At 40.3% G+C, this 17,749-nt stretch carries 13 protein-coding genes; 10 read left to right on the forward strand and 3 right to left on the reverse strand.

All coding sequences use genetic code 11. The features are described from left to right. Window positions 1-561, reverse strand: a complete 561-nt coding sequence (locus MMO38_RS10510) for a hypothetical protein (RefSeq protein WP_005194100.1) — start codon at window positions 559-561, stop codon at window positions 1-3. Between the two features lie 37 nt (window positions 562-598). Beyond that, the gene (locus MMO38_RS10515) at window positions 599-1,138 is read right to left on the reverse strand and encodes a DUF924 family protein (RefSeq protein WP_241323500.1); all 540 of its coding nucleotides are present in this window, start codon (window positions 1,136-1,138) and stop codon (window positions 599-601) included. A gap of 237 nt (window positions 1,139-1,375) precedes the next feature. Between MMO38_RS10515 and gshA the strand changes: the two genes are divergently transcribed. The 6 genes from gshA to MMO38_RS10545 all read left to right on the forward strand — a co-directional run bounded on the left by gshA (window position 1,376) and on the right by MMO38_RS10545 (window position 10,282). Further along, window positions 1,376-2,953 (forward strand): glutamate--cysteine ligase, encoded by a 1,578-nt coding sequence (gene gshA / locus MMO38_RS10520; RefSeq protein WP_241323501.1) that lies wholly within the window; start codon window positions 1,376-1,378, stop codon window positions 2,951-2,953. A gap of 18 nt (window positions 2,954-2,971) precedes the next feature. After that, window positions 2,972-3,478, forward strand: coding sequence for a disulfide bond formation protein B (locus tag MMO38_RS10525; RefSeq protein ID WP_130160720.1), 507 nt, complete (start codon window positions 2,972-2,974; stop codon window positions 3,476-3,478). A 171-nt stretch (window positions 3,479-3,649) separates the two neighbouring features. Continuing rightward, a complete protein-coding gene (locus MMO38_RS10530; RefSeq protein WP_241323502.1) occupies window positions 3,650-6,964 on the forward strand; it encodes a type VI secretion system Vgr family protein in 3,315 nt (1,104 codons plus the stop codon). Continuing rightward, window positions 6,957-7,541, forward strand: a complete 585-nt coding sequence (locus MMO38_RS10535; protein WP_241323503.1) for a hypothetical protein — start codon at window positions 6,957-6,959, stop codon at window positions 7,539-7,541. The genes MMO38_RS10530 and MMO38_RS10535 overlap by 8 nt, the downstream gene beginning before the upstream one ends. A 1-nt stretch (window position 7,542) precedes the next feature. Beyond that, the gene (locus tag MMO38_RS10540; protein WP_241323504.1) at window positions 7,543-9,807 is read left to right on the forward strand and encodes a M23 family metallopeptidase; all 2,265 of its coding nucleotides are present in this window, start codon (window positions 7,543-7,545) and stop codon (window positions 9,805-9,807) included. 10 nt (window positions 9,808-9,817) lie between these two features. Continuing rightward, entirely contained in the window at window positions 9,818-10,282 is a 465-nt protein-coding gene (locus tag MMO38_RS10545) for a hypothetical protein (RefSeq protein ID WP_241323505.1), read from the forward strand. Window positions 10,283-10,399: 117 nt separating this feature from the next. Here the strand turns inward: MMO38_RS10545 and MMO38_RS10550 are convergent, their stop codons facing one another. Next, window positions 10,400-11,746, reverse strand: a complete 1,347-nt coding sequence (locus MMO38_RS10550; RefSeq protein WP_004673516.1) for a hypothetical protein — start codon at window positions 11,744-11,746, stop codon at window positions 10,400-10,402. 262 nt (window positions 11,747-12,008) lie between these two features. Here MMO38_RS10550 and MMO38_RS10555 point away from each other — a divergent pair, with 262 nt between their 5' ends. The 4 genes from MMO38_RS10555 (at window position 12,009) to urtB (ending at window position 17,748) form a co-directional block, all read left to right on the forward strand. Next, the gene (locus MMO38_RS10555; protein ID WP_241323506.1) at window positions 12,009-12,599 is read left to right on the forward strand and encodes a YqiA/YcfP family alpha/beta fold hydrolase; all 591 of its coding nucleotides are present in this window, start codon (window positions 12,009-12,011) and stop codon (window positions 12,597-12,599) included. Between the two features lie 14 nt (window positions 12,600-12,613). Beyond that, the gene (gene parE, locus MMO38_RS10560) at window positions 12,614-14,497 is read left to right on the forward strand and encodes a DNA topoisomerase IV subunit B (RefSeq protein ID WP_241323507.1); all 1,884 of its coding nucleotides are present in this window, start codon (window positions 12,614-12,616) and stop codon (window positions 14,495-14,497) included. A gap of 249 nt (window positions 14,498-14,746) precedes the next feature. Beyond that, window positions 14,747-16,024 (forward strand): urea ABC transporter substrate-binding protein, encoded by a 1,278-nt coding sequence (urtA, locus tag MMO38_RS10565; RefSeq protein WP_241323508.1) that lies wholly within the window; start codon window positions 14,747-14,749, stop codon window positions 16,022-16,024. Between the two features lie 89 nt (window positions 16,025-16,113). After that, on the forward strand, window positions 16,114-17,748 hold the full coding sequence (gene urtB, locus MMO38_RS10570; RefSeq protein WP_241323509.1) for an urea ABC transporter permease subunit UrtB: 1,635 nt from the start codon (window positions 16,114-16,116) through the stop codon (window positions 17,746-17,748). Window position 17,749 lies beyond the last annotated feature (1 nt).

Here is a 17,749-nt window from a genome sequence, read left to right on the forward strand (position 1 = left end):
TCATTCATTTTTGTTTTGAGGTGGTGCAGGGGGTTGCAACACTTCTCCTGTTGGACTCAATCCGTATTTTTGTCCTAAGGATCGCAAAATCAGCTGTGCATCAAATGCATCAGGTGATTGCTGTTGAGTCTTAAAGCATTCAATAGTATACGACACTTGGATGGGATCAAGATTGACCACTTGTGGTACATCATAGAATGGATCCGGCCAAAAGGCGGGGTGACGACGATAATAACCATAAGGATAATATGGTCGACTCGGATAAATTACCGCTTGGCGTTGCTCCTTGAACCGCGCATTGCTTGGATCATCAACTACAGTGAAAAAACGGAACCCATTTTGGAGCGTGGTTTGTGCTGCCTTGAGTAAGGTAATTTCCTCAGCTGTACCATAACTCAGATTATTTCCTGCTTGGAAGCCGATACGGAAGCTTTTGTTATTTAATGGATAAGCGGTGAATTGCCCCAATTGATCAAAGGTCTTGGGTTGAGACGGTATGCTGGCACACCCTGTAAATGCCAATGTGACCAATAGCGGGGCACAGATGAGTAACGATTTCATATGCAATTCCTCTTTCTGACGTCGAGGGGAGATCGACTTAAAAGCTGCTGTTTGGCTGTGTTAAGAATTCAAGTTCTTCGGCGCTGGATGTTCGTCCCAAGATCGCATTGCGATGAGGATAGCGTCCGAAGCGATCAATAATCACTTTATGCTTTTTCTCAAAATTTAAATTGATTTCATTGCCTAAACGTTGAAACAGTTTTAATGCGTACTCATGCATCATTTTTGATTCACTATGCATAAATGGCATATATAAAAAGGAACGTTGTTCGGGGCTTAACTGGGCATCTAATTGTAGGCTAATCGCTTCTTGAGCCAGCATCAATGCCATGCTGTCATACGCAAAAGCTTGTGCTTGATCACGATATAAATTACGTGAGAATTGATCTAAAACAATAATTTCAGCTAAACGACCTTCAGGTGTCTGACGCCATGACCAAAGTTCTGCTTGAGTTGCTTGATCATGAATCGTTTGAAAAAGCCCGCGAATTTTGGTATCAAAATCATCGCTTTTGGCAAACCAGAGTGAGCGATGATCGGGAGAAAACCAAAAATCAAGAATGTCTTTCGCTTGCATCGTTGAGTATCCATTGGAAGATTTATTTTTAATAAAATCACAATTTCAGCATGTCTTATAGAGCAAGATTGTGATAAAAATTGCCAATCTAAGCTAATACAATCAGATGACTAGATCGTAATAGTCGTTATAATTGGCGGAGTCGTGATAGTAGGCATGTTTGGCATGCGAATACACGCGATGAAGTCACCAGCCTTGATCTGGTTGGCCGATCTTGAATAACCGAGCATATAAATTATGAACCAACCTTGCACACTTTCGTCCGCTATCGTACCGACTTGGGTAAATGCCTCACAATTAGACGGTATGTTACGCGGTATCGAGCGTGAAAGTTTGCGTATGCAAAGCAATGGATTTTTATCACAAAAAAACCATCCAAAAGCTTTGGGTTCAGCACTCACACATCCCCATATTACGACTGATTATTCAGAAGCGTTAATGGAGTTCATTACCACGCCACACAATACCATTGCCGCTGCATTAAATGAGTTAAGCGATATTCATCAGGTGGTGCATCAGCAACTCGAAGATGGTGAGAAATTGTGGCCGCTTTCCATGCCTTGTATGCTGGATGATAATGAAGAAAATATAAAACTTGCTCAGTATGGCACGTCTAATATCGGGCGTTTTAAAACCCTTTATCGTCATGGTTTGGGAGTACGTTATGGTCGTCGGATGCAGACCATTTCAGGTGTACATTATAATTTATCTTTTCCCGATCAGTTGTTTGCAACTTTGCAGCAGCATGAAAAAAATGAAGAACTAAAACAACTCAGTTTGCAAGATTATCGAAGTCATCGTTATTTTGCCTTGATCCGAAATTTTATTCGCATGACTCCCTTGGTGATGTATTTGCTTGGCGCAAGTCCATCGGTCTGTCGTTGCTTTTTAACAGGGCGTAACCACCATTTACAGCCTTTGGTCAAAGGAACCTTGTACTTACCAGAAGCAACTGCCTTGCGTATGGGACGTTTGGGTTACCAAAACTCAGCACAAAAGCAGTTGGGGATTTATTATAACGATTTGCATGATTATTTAGATGGATTACAAAAGGCCGTCCATACGCCATATCCTGCATTTACTGATTTAGGTTTGAATGATGAGGCAGGTGAACCGATTCAAATCAATGATCATGTTTTACAGATTGAAAATGAATACTACAGTCTAGTGCGTCCAAAGCAAGTGCCTCAAGCGGGTGAAACCCCTTCGCAAGCATTGAAGAATCGTGGTGTGGGTTATGTAGAGCTGCGTGCGGTCGATGTGAACCCCTATAGTGCGATTGGGATTGATGAAACCACAGCAGGGTTCTTAGAAAGTCTGGCCTTGTATTGTTTATTGCGGGAAAGTCCTGATCTATGGTCTGACGAACAAGATCAGATTGATCAAAATCAAACTGAAGTGGTCAATCGGGGGCGTGCAGCAGATGCCCAGATCAAAGAAGGGCATCTAACAGTGCCATTTCAGGATTGGGCACAGCAACATTTAAGCGAAATTCATACTTGTGCCGCGACACTAGATCTAATGGATGGTACTTCTCTTTATCAGGATGCTGTTTATGTCATGCAACAGCGTTTAAATGATGTTGAAAATACCCTTTCAGCACAAGTGATCAAAGATACTTTACAACATGGTGGCACATGGAACTTTGGTAGTGCCATGGCTCAACAGCATGTAGATTGTTATGACCAGCATCAGCTCAGTGCAGAAAGACAACAATATTTTGAACATTTAGCGCAAACGTCGTTGCAAAAACAGTGGCAACTTGAACAAGAAAATGACACGAGTTTTGAACAATATCTTGCACAATACCGTTAAATCTTTTGAGGACTTCCTATGCGATGGAATTACCGTTTGGTCAGTGCAGTATTGGTACTGACCAGTATTATCGGACTCTCGTTCGCGTTGTATTTAGAGCATGTGCAAGGATTGGAACCTTGCCCATTGTGTGTGTTTCAACGTGTAGGTCTAATTGGAATGGGATTGATTGCACTGGTTGCATTCATTCATAACCCGATTTCAAATGTATTTAAACGTTTTTATGCATTGCTGGCGACATTAGCGATTGGTTGGTCAGTGGGTGTTGCAGCACGTCATGTTTGGTTGCAAAACTTACCTGCTGATCAAGTTCCAAGCTGTGGTCCAGGTTTGGATTATTTGGTTGATGTCTTGCCCATGAAAACAGTATTGCAACAAGTGCTTTCTGGTTCTGGTGAATGTGCTTTAGTCGATTGGAGTTTCTTGGGTCAGTCATTACCAGTATGGTCATTGATTTATTTCAGCCTGATATTGTTGATTTGTTTATGGCAGCTTTTTAGAAAATATAGTACAGCTAAACAATAACCATAGCGTTTTTAAAACAACTAAAAAACCCCTGAATATATATCAATATTCAGGGGTTTTTTCTTTTAAATCAATTGGATATATTTTTAGATAAAAACAACTATTTTTTATGTACAGAAAGGTATTTTTCTTATAAAGTTCAACCGATTCTTAAAATTATGATCATAAAAAATGCTTTTGAATATATTTAATGTATTAGAAAAACTGGGGTTAAATGCACAGAAGCGTGCGATACACGTCCAATTTGCAGATCCGATGTTAACGGCGCAGGTGTTCTTACAACGAATATCTGGAAAACATGTTTTAAATCAAGGGCTAACATCAGAACTTATTTGCCTGTCTACCAATGCGAGCATTCCGCTTAAAAAATTTATTGGATGTACTGTTGCAGTCGATCAGGTCACTGATACTGGACAATTGGCACGCAGCACAGGGATTATTACCGCGGCAGCTCAAGGTCAAAGTGATGGAGCACTTACGCTTTATCGTCTGACCATGCAAGATGCGACATCATTATGGACAAAACGCCGTAATAGCCGAGTATTTATGAACCAATCGGTGGTTGAAATTGTTCAGACTTTATTTAAAGAGTGGCAACAACGTAGTCCTCTATTTGCAGCGAGTTTGACATTAGATCTCAGTGGGCTTAGCAAAGACTATGATGTTCGTCCCTTTACCATGCAGCACAATGAACTCGATTCAATGTTCATTCAACGATTGTTGGCTTCTGAATCGATCACTAGCTTAATTGATGAAGCTCAGCATCTTGTTCCGTTCAGTGCATCGCCAATTCAAGCGCAAAAACTCCGACTGATTGATGACAATAACCACTACCAAGCGCTTGAGCGCCATAGTATTCGTTACCACCGTAGTAGTGCTACAGAACAATATGACAGCATGACCAGTTTGGTTGCAGAACGTAGCTTGCAACCGACCACGGTGCATATCCAACGTTGGCAAGCGGATGCGCTTGATCAAGAAGATGGAGCAGGCAGTGTCCAAAGTACCCACGGACACAGTGATCACTATGACAATGCCAGTCTAGGACTGGAAGATGCATGGCACGTCACACCTGCATGGATACAGGATCTGAATGGTGAGGATGGTGCGAGTAGCTCAGGCAATCATCAAATCGAACGCATCAATGAACAACTCAGCAATTACCACAGTGCGCAGGCGAAACAATTTATTGCCAATACCACGGTTCGTGATGCGCATGTGGGTTATTGGTTTGAACTCAAACAACACCCAGAAATAGACCAGCACGCTAGTGCGGATAGAAACTTCCTGATTACCGCGAAGCAGTTCTATAACCAAAATAACTTACCTAAAGAGTTGAACCTACAGGTCAAGCAATTGCTACAGCAAAGTCATTGGCAACCTCTACTGAGTCACTCAACCTTAGAAGAACGTCAAGGCAACCAACTCACACTGCAACGCCGTCATATTCCCACCGTACCTGAATATCAGCCCTTGCAACACCGCCCCATTGCATATCCTCAACGAGCAAAGGTGGTAGGCCCAGCAGGTGAAACCATTCATGTGGATGAGTGGGGACGGATCAAAGTACGCTTTCTATTTACCCGTGTCGATGATCATGGCCATGATGGTGGTGCTGGCAGCAATGACAACGATACCGACTCCGCTTGGGTGGATGTTCTGACACCTTGGGCGGGTGAAGGCTATGGTGCGCGATTCTTGCCGCGAATAGGTGAGATCGTTGTGATTGATTTCTTTGATGGCAACATTGATCGTCCCTTTGTGACGGGGCGAATCCATGAGGCACAGCGTTCACCGACTCGATTTGATATAAAAGGGCAACTCCCTGACACCAAAAAACTCAGCGGTATTCGGAGTCAAGAGGTCGATGGGCGAGGATTCAACCAACTCAGATTTGACGATACCACGGGGCAGATTAGTACCCAATTACAAAGTAGTCATGCTGCAACTCAACTGAACTTAGGGCATTTAAGTCATCCAAAAGAACAAGCACACAGTGCAGGACGTGGCGAGGGTTTTGAACTCAGAACGGATGCCTGGGGCGCGGTACGTGCAGGTAAAGGTATGCTGATCAGTACGTATGCACAAGAACAAGCGATCGCAGATCACTTGGAAGCAGCCCAAGCGCAATCATTGCTGACTGAAGGTTTTGAAAGCATGAAAATGCTAAGCGACATTGCCCTCAAACAACAAGCCGATGCGCTCAATGTCATTGAACGTTTACCCAAATTTATACAGTCTTTGGAGTTAAAAACCAAAGGACAGGCATTAAACAATACCGTAAATCTTTTTAAAAATGAGATGCAAAGCAATCCGCTAAATGCCTTAAAAGATTGTGGTGGTTTTATTGGTGATATCGGTGCGCTCGGTGGAAATAGTAAAGCCATTGTTGATGAATTCAATGCATTTTTCGCAGATGCAAAAGATGCAGTGGAGAATCTTAAAACCTTTATTGAAAATGTCGAAGAACATGGTGCAGACATTGTCAAAGGACAACTAGCAGCCCTCAAAGATAAAATTCAAAACAATCCCTTTGAAGGGCTAAAAGAAGTCGGACAAGTCCTTGCGAATGTCGATATTAAAGACTTTGATCTGATGAGTAGCTGTGGCACGTTTAGTAAAGGCAGCAGTTTAAAGGTCAGTCCGTTACAAGCATTGGGTTCTTTGCAAGGCTTTATGGAAAACTATACCCAAGACTTAGAAAAGAGTAAGGACAGCAAACAACAAGCCCAAGGAAAAATCTTTAGACAAGCATTGATGCTGTTGGCTTCACCGAATGGAATTGCGCTGACCACACCTGAGAATATTATTTTACAAGCCTCGCAAGACATTGCAGAAAGTGCCAGTGGTTCCATCAATTTGAGTGCCCAGAAAAATATTATTGGGCATGCGCAAGACAAAATCAGCTTGTTTGCAGCCCAAAAAGGAATACGAGCCTATGCTGCTCAAGGAAAAGTGGAGTTGCAGGCACAAGATGACATGATCGAGGCAATCGCCCGTCGGGTGATCAAGATTATCTCGACAGAAGAAAAGATCGAGATCACCAGTCCAATCGAAATTGACCTAAAAGCAGGAGGCTCGCAGCTTAAGATTAATAAGGATGGAGTATTTGTAAATACTGGCGGCAATTTTAAGGTGAAGGCAGGGCAGCATGTCTTTGAGAGTGGCACAACAGTCAATGCAGAGTTACCGACCATGCCAAAGAGTGGGATCTATAGTATGAGATTCGATCTGAGTAATATCTTTGACTCAAATATTCTTAAAAATATGAAATATAAAATAATTAATCATACCAAGAGAATTGAGTCAGAATATGAGTTTGAGAAAAAAAGTAGTACAAGAATATATAGTGACTCAATGGATCAAGTCGAATTAGTATTAGTGCCAGGTGTATATTTAAAGCCATTAGATGAAGCTCAAAATAATAAAGGTGCTGAGTCTTTAGATGATATAGAGGAAGAAGATTGTGGAGAAGAATATGATTAAAAGTATCCAAGCGAGTAGTCATAAATTTATATTTATTGGCATATTTTTTCTAGTGCTAGTATTTTCATCTGGTATTTATGCTAAAGATAGTTTGAATGTGATATCAAAGTGTGATGATGAATATGAAATGAGTTGCAATATATATTCATCAGTTGGAAATAATGTAAAAAAAGTTTTAGAGAAAGTAAAATCTCCTGTAATAAGTAAAGTAAATGATAATTTTTTTCATGTAAAAACATCATGTGGATCACCATGTCAAATTCATTTTTTTATAAATGAGTATGGAGAAGATTTTACTGATGAATATATCGTATTAAATAAAAAAGATTACTGCTTAATTGAGAGTGATAGTGAGAAAAAAGTTGTTTATGCTAGAAGTTTATTTGGAGGTGAGAAAAAAGTTTTAATAAACTTGAAAGAACAAGAGTATAAGGTGTTGCCATCAAAGTTAAACTATTATAGTGATTTTAATGAAATGTCTTTTTTTGATGAAAATAATAATTTACATTTGATTGCTAATGATTATGGGAAGATTTTAGTAAATAAAGTTTTAAAAAATCCATGTAAGAGTAAATAAAATGCTTTATTCAGAAGAATTTAAAAATTTTGTGGGGACTGTTGCAGGTGAAGCAGGAGGTTGTAGTCCAACAACATGGAAAGTAGTCGCTCATTGTATAGTAAATAGGGTTGGTTTTGCTGAATGGGTAAATGCTAGAAATGTAAGCGATATTTTAAAGAAGAATTTTGATGCAATAACAGATCAAAATGCGCCATTTTTGAAAGCTGTTTCAGAAATGAATAAAGGTATTCTATCTAAGAATACACAAGATATTATTGATGCTGTTTATCCAATCTATGAAAGAGTAGAAGACGACTTTACAAATGGTGTGGTTTTATATTTTAGTCCACAAGCTCAGGCTGCTTTACATAGAAGAAATCCTAACAAGTATAAATCATTAGTACCTGATTTTGCTAAGAGTCCCCTTACAGAAGAGGTTAAAATAAAGGGTACAGAAAATGATGATATGAGATGGTATAGATATAAAGGTGCATCAAGATTCTACTTTAAGTTTATTGATACATCAGCCAAAGCATTGAGTGGTGCTGTGGTAAATATAAGTTATAGGAATACAAAGAATGTTCCTTCACTAAGCAATCTAATAACCAATAATGATGGTGAAATTAGGTCAGTTTTAGTAGCTGATGGTTGGGGAGCAAGATTTACAGTTGATGAGATATCTGTTAAGGACGATAAAGGCAAAGAACTTATGCTTATTGCAGATGGTAAGAATCATTCTGCAGTAATTGTCGTAAATAATGGAAAAGGTGGAATTAAATCAAGAACAGATGTCCATAATCAAGAACCTACTGCGCCACAACAAAAGCCTTTAGAAAACTCTCCTAACGAAGGTCAAAAGGATAATCCAAATAGCAGTTCAGAAAAGAGAGATATTATCTTTAATATAAAAATAGTAGACAGTGATAACAGGCCTATTCCTAATATGGCATATTTTTTGAGATATAAGGGTAATGATAAAAAACATGTTGTTGGTTCTGATGGTATTGAAAGAAATATTATTGCAGAAAGTGGAGAAATACTTACGGTAGAGATTAGTGGTAAAGATACACGACAAGTCATCAAATTATTTACAGCATCTAGTGGTGTTTTAGAACAGACCGTAAAATTTGAATTACATTGCTTTGAAATAATGTTTCGTCACCAGAACTCTCGAAAACCAATAAGTAATTTAAACTTAATTCAAACTTATCGTGGAAGAACTTATGAAAAAAAGACGAATGATGAGGGTAGAATATTAGTCAAAGCTATGCCTGGTTTTGAATTAAATTACAAACTAAGAAATGGTCGAAATTTATTGACACTGAATGTTGATAAAAATAAAGATTTAAGAATTATCGATGTGGATTCTAACGCAATAGAGAAAGCAGCAGAAAGTTTAAAAAAGAGTGTTGATGCATCAAAACAACAGAATCAATCTACTAGTACAGCAATACCTGAATCTAAACAAGAAGTTAAAATCCAAGATCAGACATCCAAAAGAGATAAAATCACTGCAACCAGTACAGATGGACATCCGAAAACTATTGTTAATGATCACGGTGATGTTGAGTTTGTAGTTCTAACTTATGATAAAGAAACTAATCAGTTATTTAATGGTGGAAGCTATTTTATAGAATACAAAGGAAATAAACGTATTCACGTTAGTGGAATACATGGTTTAGGAAAAAAATTACATAAAGGACAAATTGGTCAAACAATTAAAATTTTAGATTCAAGTGGTAAAAACCAGCTGTTACACAACTTTACTCTTAAATACCCTATGCCTGTGATTGAGTTGAAGCTTGATAAACCCAAAAACGATGGATTATATTTATTCCCACTAAAAATACGCACAAATTCATATAAAAAAGGATTTGCTCAATTTGGCTCTAATCGTAGTGGTGGAAAACGAAAACATGCAGGATGTGATCTTTATGCACCAGCAGGAACAGAAATTAGAGCAATGGCGGATGGCGTGGTGAGAAGTATTTATTACTTTTATGACAATACTGATGCTATTGAGATTGTTCATCAAAAACATATTATTCGTTATGGCGAAATTAGAAAGGGTAAAGCTTTAGTAAAGGTTGGAGATAAGGTCTTAAAAGGCCAAGTAATAGCTCATGTAGGTAGCTTAACAACTAAGGGCATTCCAAGTATGATGTTGCATTTGGAAATGTACTCAGATCCAAATAATAAAGGCACTTTAAACGGTACAAGTGTTTATAAACGGCGTTCGGATTTAATTGATCCTACTCCATTTTTAGATAGCGCATCATTATGAGCATTTTTTCATGAAAAATATTTATATTTTAATTTTTATAAGCACTTTAATTGCATGTAGTGATAAAAGTCAGGATAAAATACAAGATGGTTCAAATAATGAACCAAAAGTAATACATACAGAAGTATATGAACAACCAGCCAGTGTTGTAAGTGTAGATTTAGTAGCAGATGAGACAAAAGTGAATACAGATAAAATAGTTACAATGGAGAAAACTAATCAAACAGCTCAAATCTCCTGTTTCAATAAAAATATTACGGAATGGTATGGTTTTAATGAAGCTTCTGCTGAACCAAAATGTGAAGCCATAAAGAATTTTAAGCTGCCATCTTATAAATGCGATGTTTCTAAAAATGCCTTTGGTGCTGATAAAGATGCTATTTTAGTGGAAAATCAAGACCAGCGGATTTTCGTTTATTCTAATTCTAAAGACTGTAATGAAATGCTGGATATACGCAACTCTAATGCACCATAGAGTTACTGTTTAAAAACAAACTGTTTTATAAGAAAAATACAATAAAGCAGAAGAAATTTGGCGTCAAATATCCCGAATTATTCAAAAAGCTTGGCTACTACAGCCAAGCTTTTTACTTTAGGTCTCAACAATCCCTTCTAAATCATCAAAGGTATAGTTATTTGGTACATTAATCAGATGCGTTTGAACCCCTTGTTCAACTTTATCACTCACATCAGGATAGAGCCAACGCGTAATTTGTTCAGCTACACTTGAATGGTATTGAATCTCAAAATGATTCAAACCATAGAACACAGCTTTATGTGTATCAGGTAATTTAAGCTGAAAACGAGGATTTGGGTGTTCACCTAACGCACTCTTCACACTGACCAAATAATCACCGATCACAGTAAGTGCTTTGGTTCGTAATTTCTCAAACTCTAAAGTCCCTGCGATTAAGAAGGTATTAATATGTGAGGGTAAAGGTGCTGGTTTACGATTGTCATCTGCAAAACCAATACGTGCATCATTATGTTCCCAGTCATCATCACGGACGCTACCATGGCGAAGATCTAAAATACCATTGCTGCGAATATTGACCAATTGACCAATGAGGTTAATAAAGGGGAATGCACCAATCTTGTCTTGTAAAATAAAACCAAAACGTTCCAATGCCGCGCCGTGATGTGGCGAACCGATACAGACCAAGTTCTCAACGATATGTACCCATTGGCAGAGGTCTTGTTTGCCATAGAACAATGCACTACGAGAAACCAATCCCCCCATGCTATGTCCAATCAAATCAATACTGGTAATGCGTGGGTTACGCTGCACTAAGTCTTCAAGCACATTGGCAAAACTACGACCATTTGCTGAAATGCGTCGCCCAGTATTGTAGTTGAGATACAACATCGTGTTGTTATCGCGTTGAGCCAGTAAACGCTCACCAATACCGCCATAACGATTATTCGACCACGTCAAATGGTTCATACATAAACCATGCGTTAAAATCACCACACGACCAGTCAGCTCACCTTGTTGCAATGATCCATAGTGATCATAAAGCACCATCGGCAAAGCCATCGGGTTATGTTGCTTCAAGAAAAAATCACCAAAGATTCCATTCAGCGCACCCACCGCAAAATGTAAAGTTGGGCTAAGCGGTTTATTGTGTAGTGCTGGAAACTTCTCAATGACTCTGCGTAAATTTGGTGCAAGGAAGTTGCTACCATATTTTTGGATGGCAACATAAGAAAATTGATAGAATTTCTGCAATTGCGGGTGTTTTTGTAATTTTTTGGCTTTTTGTGCACTTAAACCGAGCGCTGTCCGTAGCACTTCAGTTTGTACCAATTGCATCAATTCGTGTACGCCACTTAAGCTGGTACTGACGAGCTGTGCCAAACCTTCCAAAGCATCTGCCTGACTGGGAGGGGTACTATCCCACTTACAGTAGGTTTCATGCAGAGGTGTTAAACTTGGCATATTGATTTCCTCATCCTTGATATATACCGAAGGGTTGAATTTATGAACCTAACACTGTTTAGATAAACTACAACAAACGCTTATATATTTTGCTGTTTCATCCGTAATTTTTTTAGAATACTGATGAACGGTGCATAGTATCGGTTTTTGTGTCGGACAATTTCAGGGTTATATGTAAATTATATTGTTATTTGATTATCAATTATGATTAATAATGTGATTTATTTCACTATATGTCAAGCTGGTGTCTATTTTGGTGCATATGCAAATTATCTATTTACATGGTTTTCGTAGTGGCCCGATGTCAAAAAAGGGGCAACAATTGAGACAATACTGTGCAAAGTATGATTCAATTCAAGTGCATTTGCCAGATTTGAACCAATCGCCCGAGCGCGTGCTTGAGCAAGTTTCACAACTCATCGAAACTCACCCGAGAGAACAAGTGGTTTTGGTTGGTAGTAGTTTAGGTGGCTTTTACGCGACGTATTTTGTCGCCAAGTATGCCTGTCCTGCTGTATTGATCAATCCAGCTATGCAACCATGGCAGCTATTTCAAACGCTATTCGGGATTGATCAAATCCCACTCAAAATCACCGAGTCATGGACACTCAATGCCGAACACTTGCAACAATTACAGTCGATTGCTGAAGTAGAGCTAAAAAATGCCGATAAAATTTTAGTGCTATTGCAACAAGGCGATGAAGTCTTGGATTATCATCAGGCACAACGTTATTATAGTGCAGCACAACCGTCCTCTTTGATTATCACTGACACTGGTGGCAGTCATGCAATGGATGATTTTGAAGAAAGATTAGCGTTAGTACTCGAATTTCTATCGGCAGCGATTCAATAAGGAAGTCAGACCAAGTGACACAATATACAGCACAATCTCTTGAAGTTCTTTCTGGTTTAGATCCTGTGCGTCGTCGTCCAGGCATGTATACCGACACCACACGACCGAACCATTTGGCTCAAGAGGTGATTGATAATGCTGTCGATGAAGCGCTTGCAGGACATGCCAACCAAGTCTATGTCACGGTTTATGAAGATGGATCGTTGTCTGTCGAGGATAATGGACGAGGTATGCCAGTCGATATTCATCCTGAATATGGGCAAAGTGGTATCGAAATTATTTTAACCAAGTTGCATGCTGGCGGTAAGTTTAGTACCGATAACTATCAGTTTTCTGGTGGTTTACATGGGGTTGGGATTTCGGTAGTCAATGCGTTGTCTACACGGGTTGAAGTTGCAGTACAACGCCACGGAAATTTATATCAAATGGCGTTTGAGCAGGGTGAACCTGTTGCACCGTTATCAGTATTAGAGGGCAAGGTGGCAAAGCGTGCCACAGGAACAACCGTGCGTTTCTGGCCCGAGGCAAAATATTTTGATAGTCCGAAGTTTGCATTAAAAGCCTTAAAACATAATTTAAAAGCCAAAGCAGTTCTAGCCGCAGGCTTAAAAATCATTTACGACGATAAGATTAATAACGAACGGATCGAATGGCAGTTTGAAAATGGTTTAGTCGACTATTTGATGGATGAGTTGCAAGATCGTGAGATTTTACCTGATCCAGCATTTGTCAGTAGTGGAAAAGCAGACCGCGCAGCATGCGAGCTTGCGATTTGCTGGAATGTAGAGGGTGGCGAGCAAATTCAGGAAAGCTATGTCAACCTGATTCCAACTGCGCAAGGCGGAACACATGTTAATGGTTTGCGTTCGGGTGTGACCGAAGCGTTACGTGAGTTTTGTGAGTTACGTAATTTACTGCCGCGCAACGTGAAACTCTCTGCTGAAGATGTGTGGGATGGGGTGAATTTCATTTTATCGTTGAAATTCCAAGAGCCTCAGTTTTCAGGACAGACCAAAGAACGTTTATCTAGTCGTGAAGCATCCAATATTGTGTTGAATATTGTGAAAGATGCATTTGCTTTATGGCTCAATCAACATGCTGAGATTGCCACGCAACTGGCGGAAATGGCGATTGCAAAAGCTGGCCGTCGTTTAAAAGCTGCGAAAAAGGTTGAGCGTAAGAAGATTGTTGCGGGTCCTGCATTACCCGGAAAATTAGCCGATTGTGTCGGGTTGACCCGTGAAGACAGTGAACTCTTTATTGTCGAAGGGGATTCCGCAGGTGGAAGTGCCAAGCAAGCTCGGGATAAAAACTTTCAAGCGATTATGCCGATTCGTGGAAAGATCTTAAATACGTGGGAAGTGTCTTCGGATGAGGTATTAGCCTCGCAAGAAGTGCATGATATTGCCATTGCAATAGGGGTTGATCCGGGCAGTGATGATCTATCGGAACTCCGCTATGGCAAAGTCTGTATTCTTGCCGATGCCGACTCGGATGGTTTGCATATTGCGACCTTATTGTGCGCTCTATTTGTCAAACACTTTCCAACTATGGTCGAAGCAGGTCATTTGTTTGTTGCGATGCCACCTCTATATCGTATTGATGTGGGCAAAGATGTGCATTACGCCCTTGATGATGAGGAACTTGAAGCGATCTTAAAGAAAGTGAAGGGCAATAAAAACCCACAAATTACCCGATTTAAAGGACTGGGTGAGATGAACGCAAGCCAGCTTCGTGAAACCACGATGGATCCCAATACGCGTCGTTTAGTACAGTTAGATTTGGATGATGCCCATTTCACTGCAAGTTTGTTGGATAAATTACTTGCCAAAAAACGTTCAGCGGATCGTAAGCATTGGTTAGAGCAAAAGGGAAATCTAGCGGATATTGTGGTTTGATTTGAGCTAAAACTGAGTAAGCAGAGATTCGTAGAAGCCAAGCATCATGCTTGGCTTTTTTATTGAGAACAAAAATGCATCATTTTAGATCACGATGTATTTTTTGTATGCAATGTTGTATACAAGATTGGATTTTTCTCTTGCACTTTTAATTAATATTTATATAAAACAATAAATTAACTTGTTGGCATAAAAATTGAATAACTCCACTTAGTCAACATCACAACACACAAAATGTGGAGAAAAAAGATGCAACAAAAATTAATGCCGATTTCTATGCTTATGGCTGCCATGATGGGTATGGGGCTAGTGGGTTGTTCTAAGCCTGCTGAAACATCTGAACAAACAAAAACAGAAACCAAAGCTGCACCAGCCGATGGTGAAACCATTAAAGTCGGAATTTTACATTCCCTTTCGGGCACGATGGCGATTTCTGAAACTTCACTGAAAGATACGGCATTGATGACCATTAATGAAATCAATGCCAATGGCGGCGTACTCGGTAAAAAATTAGAGCCTGTGGTGGTCGATCCTGCATCAGATTGGCCGTTGTTTGCTGAGCGTGCTCGTCAATTGATTACTCAAGACAAGGTCGCGGTGATTTTTGGAAGCTGGACCTCGGTATCACGTAAATCTGTTCTCCCTGTGGTGGAAGAATTGAATGGTTTAATGTTCTACCCTGTGCAATATGAAGGTCAGGAGCAATCTAAAAATATTTTCTACACTGGGGCAGCCCCGAACCAGCAAGCGATTCCTGCGGTGGAATATTTAATGAGTGATGAGGGCGGTAAGGCCGAACGCTTTGTCTTACTCGGTACGGATTATGTCTATCCACGTACCACCAATAAGATTTTACGCGCGTTCTTGAAGTCGAAAGGCATTGCTGATGCCGACACTATGGAAGAGTACACTCCATTTGGTCATAGTAATTATCAAACCATTGTTTCCAATATTAAAAAATTCTCAGCCGGTAAGAAAACCGCGGTGATCTCCACCATCAATGGTGACTCAAACGTGCCTTTCTATCGTGAGTTAGGCAACCAAGGGATTAAAGCCTCAGAGCTTCCTGTGATGGCATTCTCTGTCGGTGAGGAAGAATTGCGCGGGATCGATACTAAACCATTGGTGGGGCATTTGGCGGCATGGAACTATTTCATGTCGATTAAAAATCCGAAAAATACTGAATTCGTGAATAAATTCAAACAATTCGCGGTGGAATACAAATTGCCAAATGCCGATAAAGTGGTCACCAATGACCCAATGGAAGCGACCTATGTCGGCATCAATATGTGGAAACAAGCGGTTGAGAAAGCAGGCACGACAGATGTAGATAAGGTACGTGAGGCAATGGCAGGTCAAACCTTCGCCGCGCCATCGGGTTATACCTTAAAAATGGATGCTAGCAATCACCATTTACACAAGCCTGTGATGATTGGACAAATCCGTGCCGATGGTCAGTTTGATGTGGTTTATAAAACGCCTGAAACCATTCCAGCAGAGCCTTGGAGTCCATACATCCCGAAATAAAGCTTTTTAGAACCTGTTGTTGATGCAGCAGGTTCTTTTCATTTTTTTGATTTAACCATTCAAATATAGATTCAATAAAGGGGAGTCATATGGCGAAACACTATGTGTTAGCACTGCTCTGCGTTATGGCACAGTTTTTTTGTGGTCTTGCTTGGGCAGAGCAAAGTACTTCGGCGTCCACATCTCCTATCGTAACGCCTACAACTACTCAAGATGCGATTCAAAGTTTTGTGAAGGCAGATTTCGCCACGCGCCGTGCCATGCTGAATCAATGGCCAGCCAGTATTGAACAGCTTGATCAGTTAGTTGCGTATATTGACCAAAATGAGTTGTATACCGATAGTGCAGGACAGACTTACATCTTACAAAATGATGAGGTCTTATTGAGTTACCCTGCCAAACAGGTATTGGAAGATTGGCCTGCCGATTTGTCCCAAGTTACTTTGGTCAATACTTTACGCAAGGCGCTCAATTTTGGGCAAGCCAAAGTCAAGCTTGATTCTGAAGATGCATCACAACGTTTGGCTGCGGTGGATATTTTAGAAAATAACTTAGCTGAAATCGATTTGGCGATGGTTAAACGACTGTATTTAACTGAACAAAATAATAAAGTCAAAGCCCGACTGGCGCAGCTCAAAGCAAGATTAGAATTCAATGATACCGACGTATTTGGAAAAATTGCTGCGGTCAATGTCTTAGCTGAGTCGAATCGTCCTGATGTATTGGCATTGATGGAACAAAGTCTAGCGCAACCTATTCACAATCAAGAACTACATACCGCGCTGGTTGATGCCAAGAGCAAGATTAAAACCAGAATACAAGCCAGTGAATGGTCTGGACATGTTTTTTCAGGATTGAGCACCGCGAGTATTTTATTGTTGGCTGCGCTCGGTCTTGCGATTACCTATGGATTGCTTGGCGTGATCAATATGGCACATGGCGAACTGATCATGATCGGTGCTTATACCACCTATGTGGTGCAAAGCTTTTTCAAAACCCATTTTGTCGGTTTAGTCGATTGGTATTTACTGGCTGCGATTCCCGCGGCATTTTTAGTGAGTGCTTTGATCGGCATGTTGATTGAACGCACGGTGATTCGTCCCTTATATGGTCGCCAACTTGAAACGCTGCTGGCAACTTTTGGTGTCAGTTTGATTCTGATGCAATTGGTTCGCATGTTTTTTGGTGCGCAAAATGTCGAAGTCTCTAATGTGTCATGGCTCAGTGGCGGTATTGCACTGACGCCAAGCTTGATGCTGCCGTATAACCGTATCGCGATTATTGTGTTTACCGTTGCAGTGTTATTTCTGTTGATTTTCCTACTCAATAAAACGCGTTTTGGTCTGTTCGTTCGTGCGGTCACGCAAAACCGTCAGATGGCACGTGCAGTCGGCATTCGCTCAGCGCGGATTGACATGATGGCATTTGGACTGGGTTCTGGTCTAGCGGGGCTGGCAGGCTGTGCGTTGGCACAAGTCGGCAATGTTGGGCCTGATCTTGGACAAAACTACATTATTGATGCCTTCCTTGTGGTGGTTGTCGGTGGCGTTGGACAAGTGTGGGGCGCAGTATTGGCAGCACTCGGTCTAGGCATTAGCGGCACGATGTTGGAAATCGGCATGGGTGCTGTATTGGCAAAAATTATTCTACTGGTACTTGTGATTTTGTTTATCCAAAAACGTCCACAAGGTTTGTTTGCCATCAAAGGCCGTTTTGTGGAGTAAG

The organism is Acinetobacter sp. NIPH 1852, assembly GCF_022549455.1.
Taxonomy (GTDB): Bacteria; Pseudomonadota; Gammaproteobacteria; order Pseudomonadales; family Moraxellaceae; genus Acinetobacter.

What these genes read in the sequence shown, in the direction of transcription:
- MMO38_RS10530 (WP_241323502.1), top strand. Translation starts at nt 3,650, where the DNA reads ATGCTTTTGAATATATTTAATGTATTAGAAAAACTGGGGTTAAATGCA.
- MMO38_RS10555 (WP_241323506.1), top strand. Translation starts at nt 12,009, where the DNA reads ATGCAAATTATCTATTTACATGGTTTTCGTAGTGGCCCGATGTCAAAA.
- MMO38_RS10545 (WP_241323505.1), top strand. Translation starts at nt 9,818, where the DNA reads ATGAAAAATATTTATATTTTAATTTTTATAAGCACTTTAATTGCATGT.
- urtB (WP_241323509.1), top strand. Translation starts at nt 16,114, where the DNA reads ATGGCGAAACACTATGTGTTAGCACTGCTCTGCGTTATGGCACAGTTT.
- MMO38_RS10550 (WP_004673516.1), bottom strand. Translation starts at nt 11,746, where the DNA reads ATGCCAAGTTTAACACCTCTGCATGAAACCTACTGTAAGTGGGATAGT.
- urtA (WP_241323508.1), top strand. Translation starts at nt 14,747, where the DNA reads ATGCAACAAAAATTAATGCCGATTTCTATGCTTATGGCTGCCATGATG.
- gshA (WP_241323501.1), top strand. Translation starts at nt 1,376, where the DNA reads ATGAACCAACCTTGCACACTTTCGTCCGCTATCGTACCGACTTGGGTA.
- MMO38_RS10510 (WP_005194100.1), bottom strand. Translation starts at nt 561, where the DNA reads ATGAAATCGTTACTCATCTGTGCCCCGCTATTGGTCACATTGGCATTT.
- MMO38_RS10540 (WP_241323504.1), top strand. Translation starts at nt 7,543, where the DNA reads ATGCTTTATTCAGAAGAATTTAAAAATTTTGTGGGGACTGTTGCAGGT.
- MMO38_RS10535 (WP_241323503.1), top strand. Translation starts at nt 6,957, where the DNA reads ATGATTAAAAGTATCCAAGCGAGTAGTCATAAATTTATATTTATTGGC.
- MMO38_RS10515 (WP_241323500.1), bottom strand. Translation starts at nt 1,138, where the DNA reads ATGCAAGCGAAAGACATTCTTGATTTTTGGTTTTCTCCCGATCATCGC.
- MMO38_RS10525 (WP_130160720.1), top strand. Translation starts at nt 2,972, where the DNA reads ATGCGATGGAATTACCGTTTGGTCAGTGCAGTATTGGTACTGACCAGT.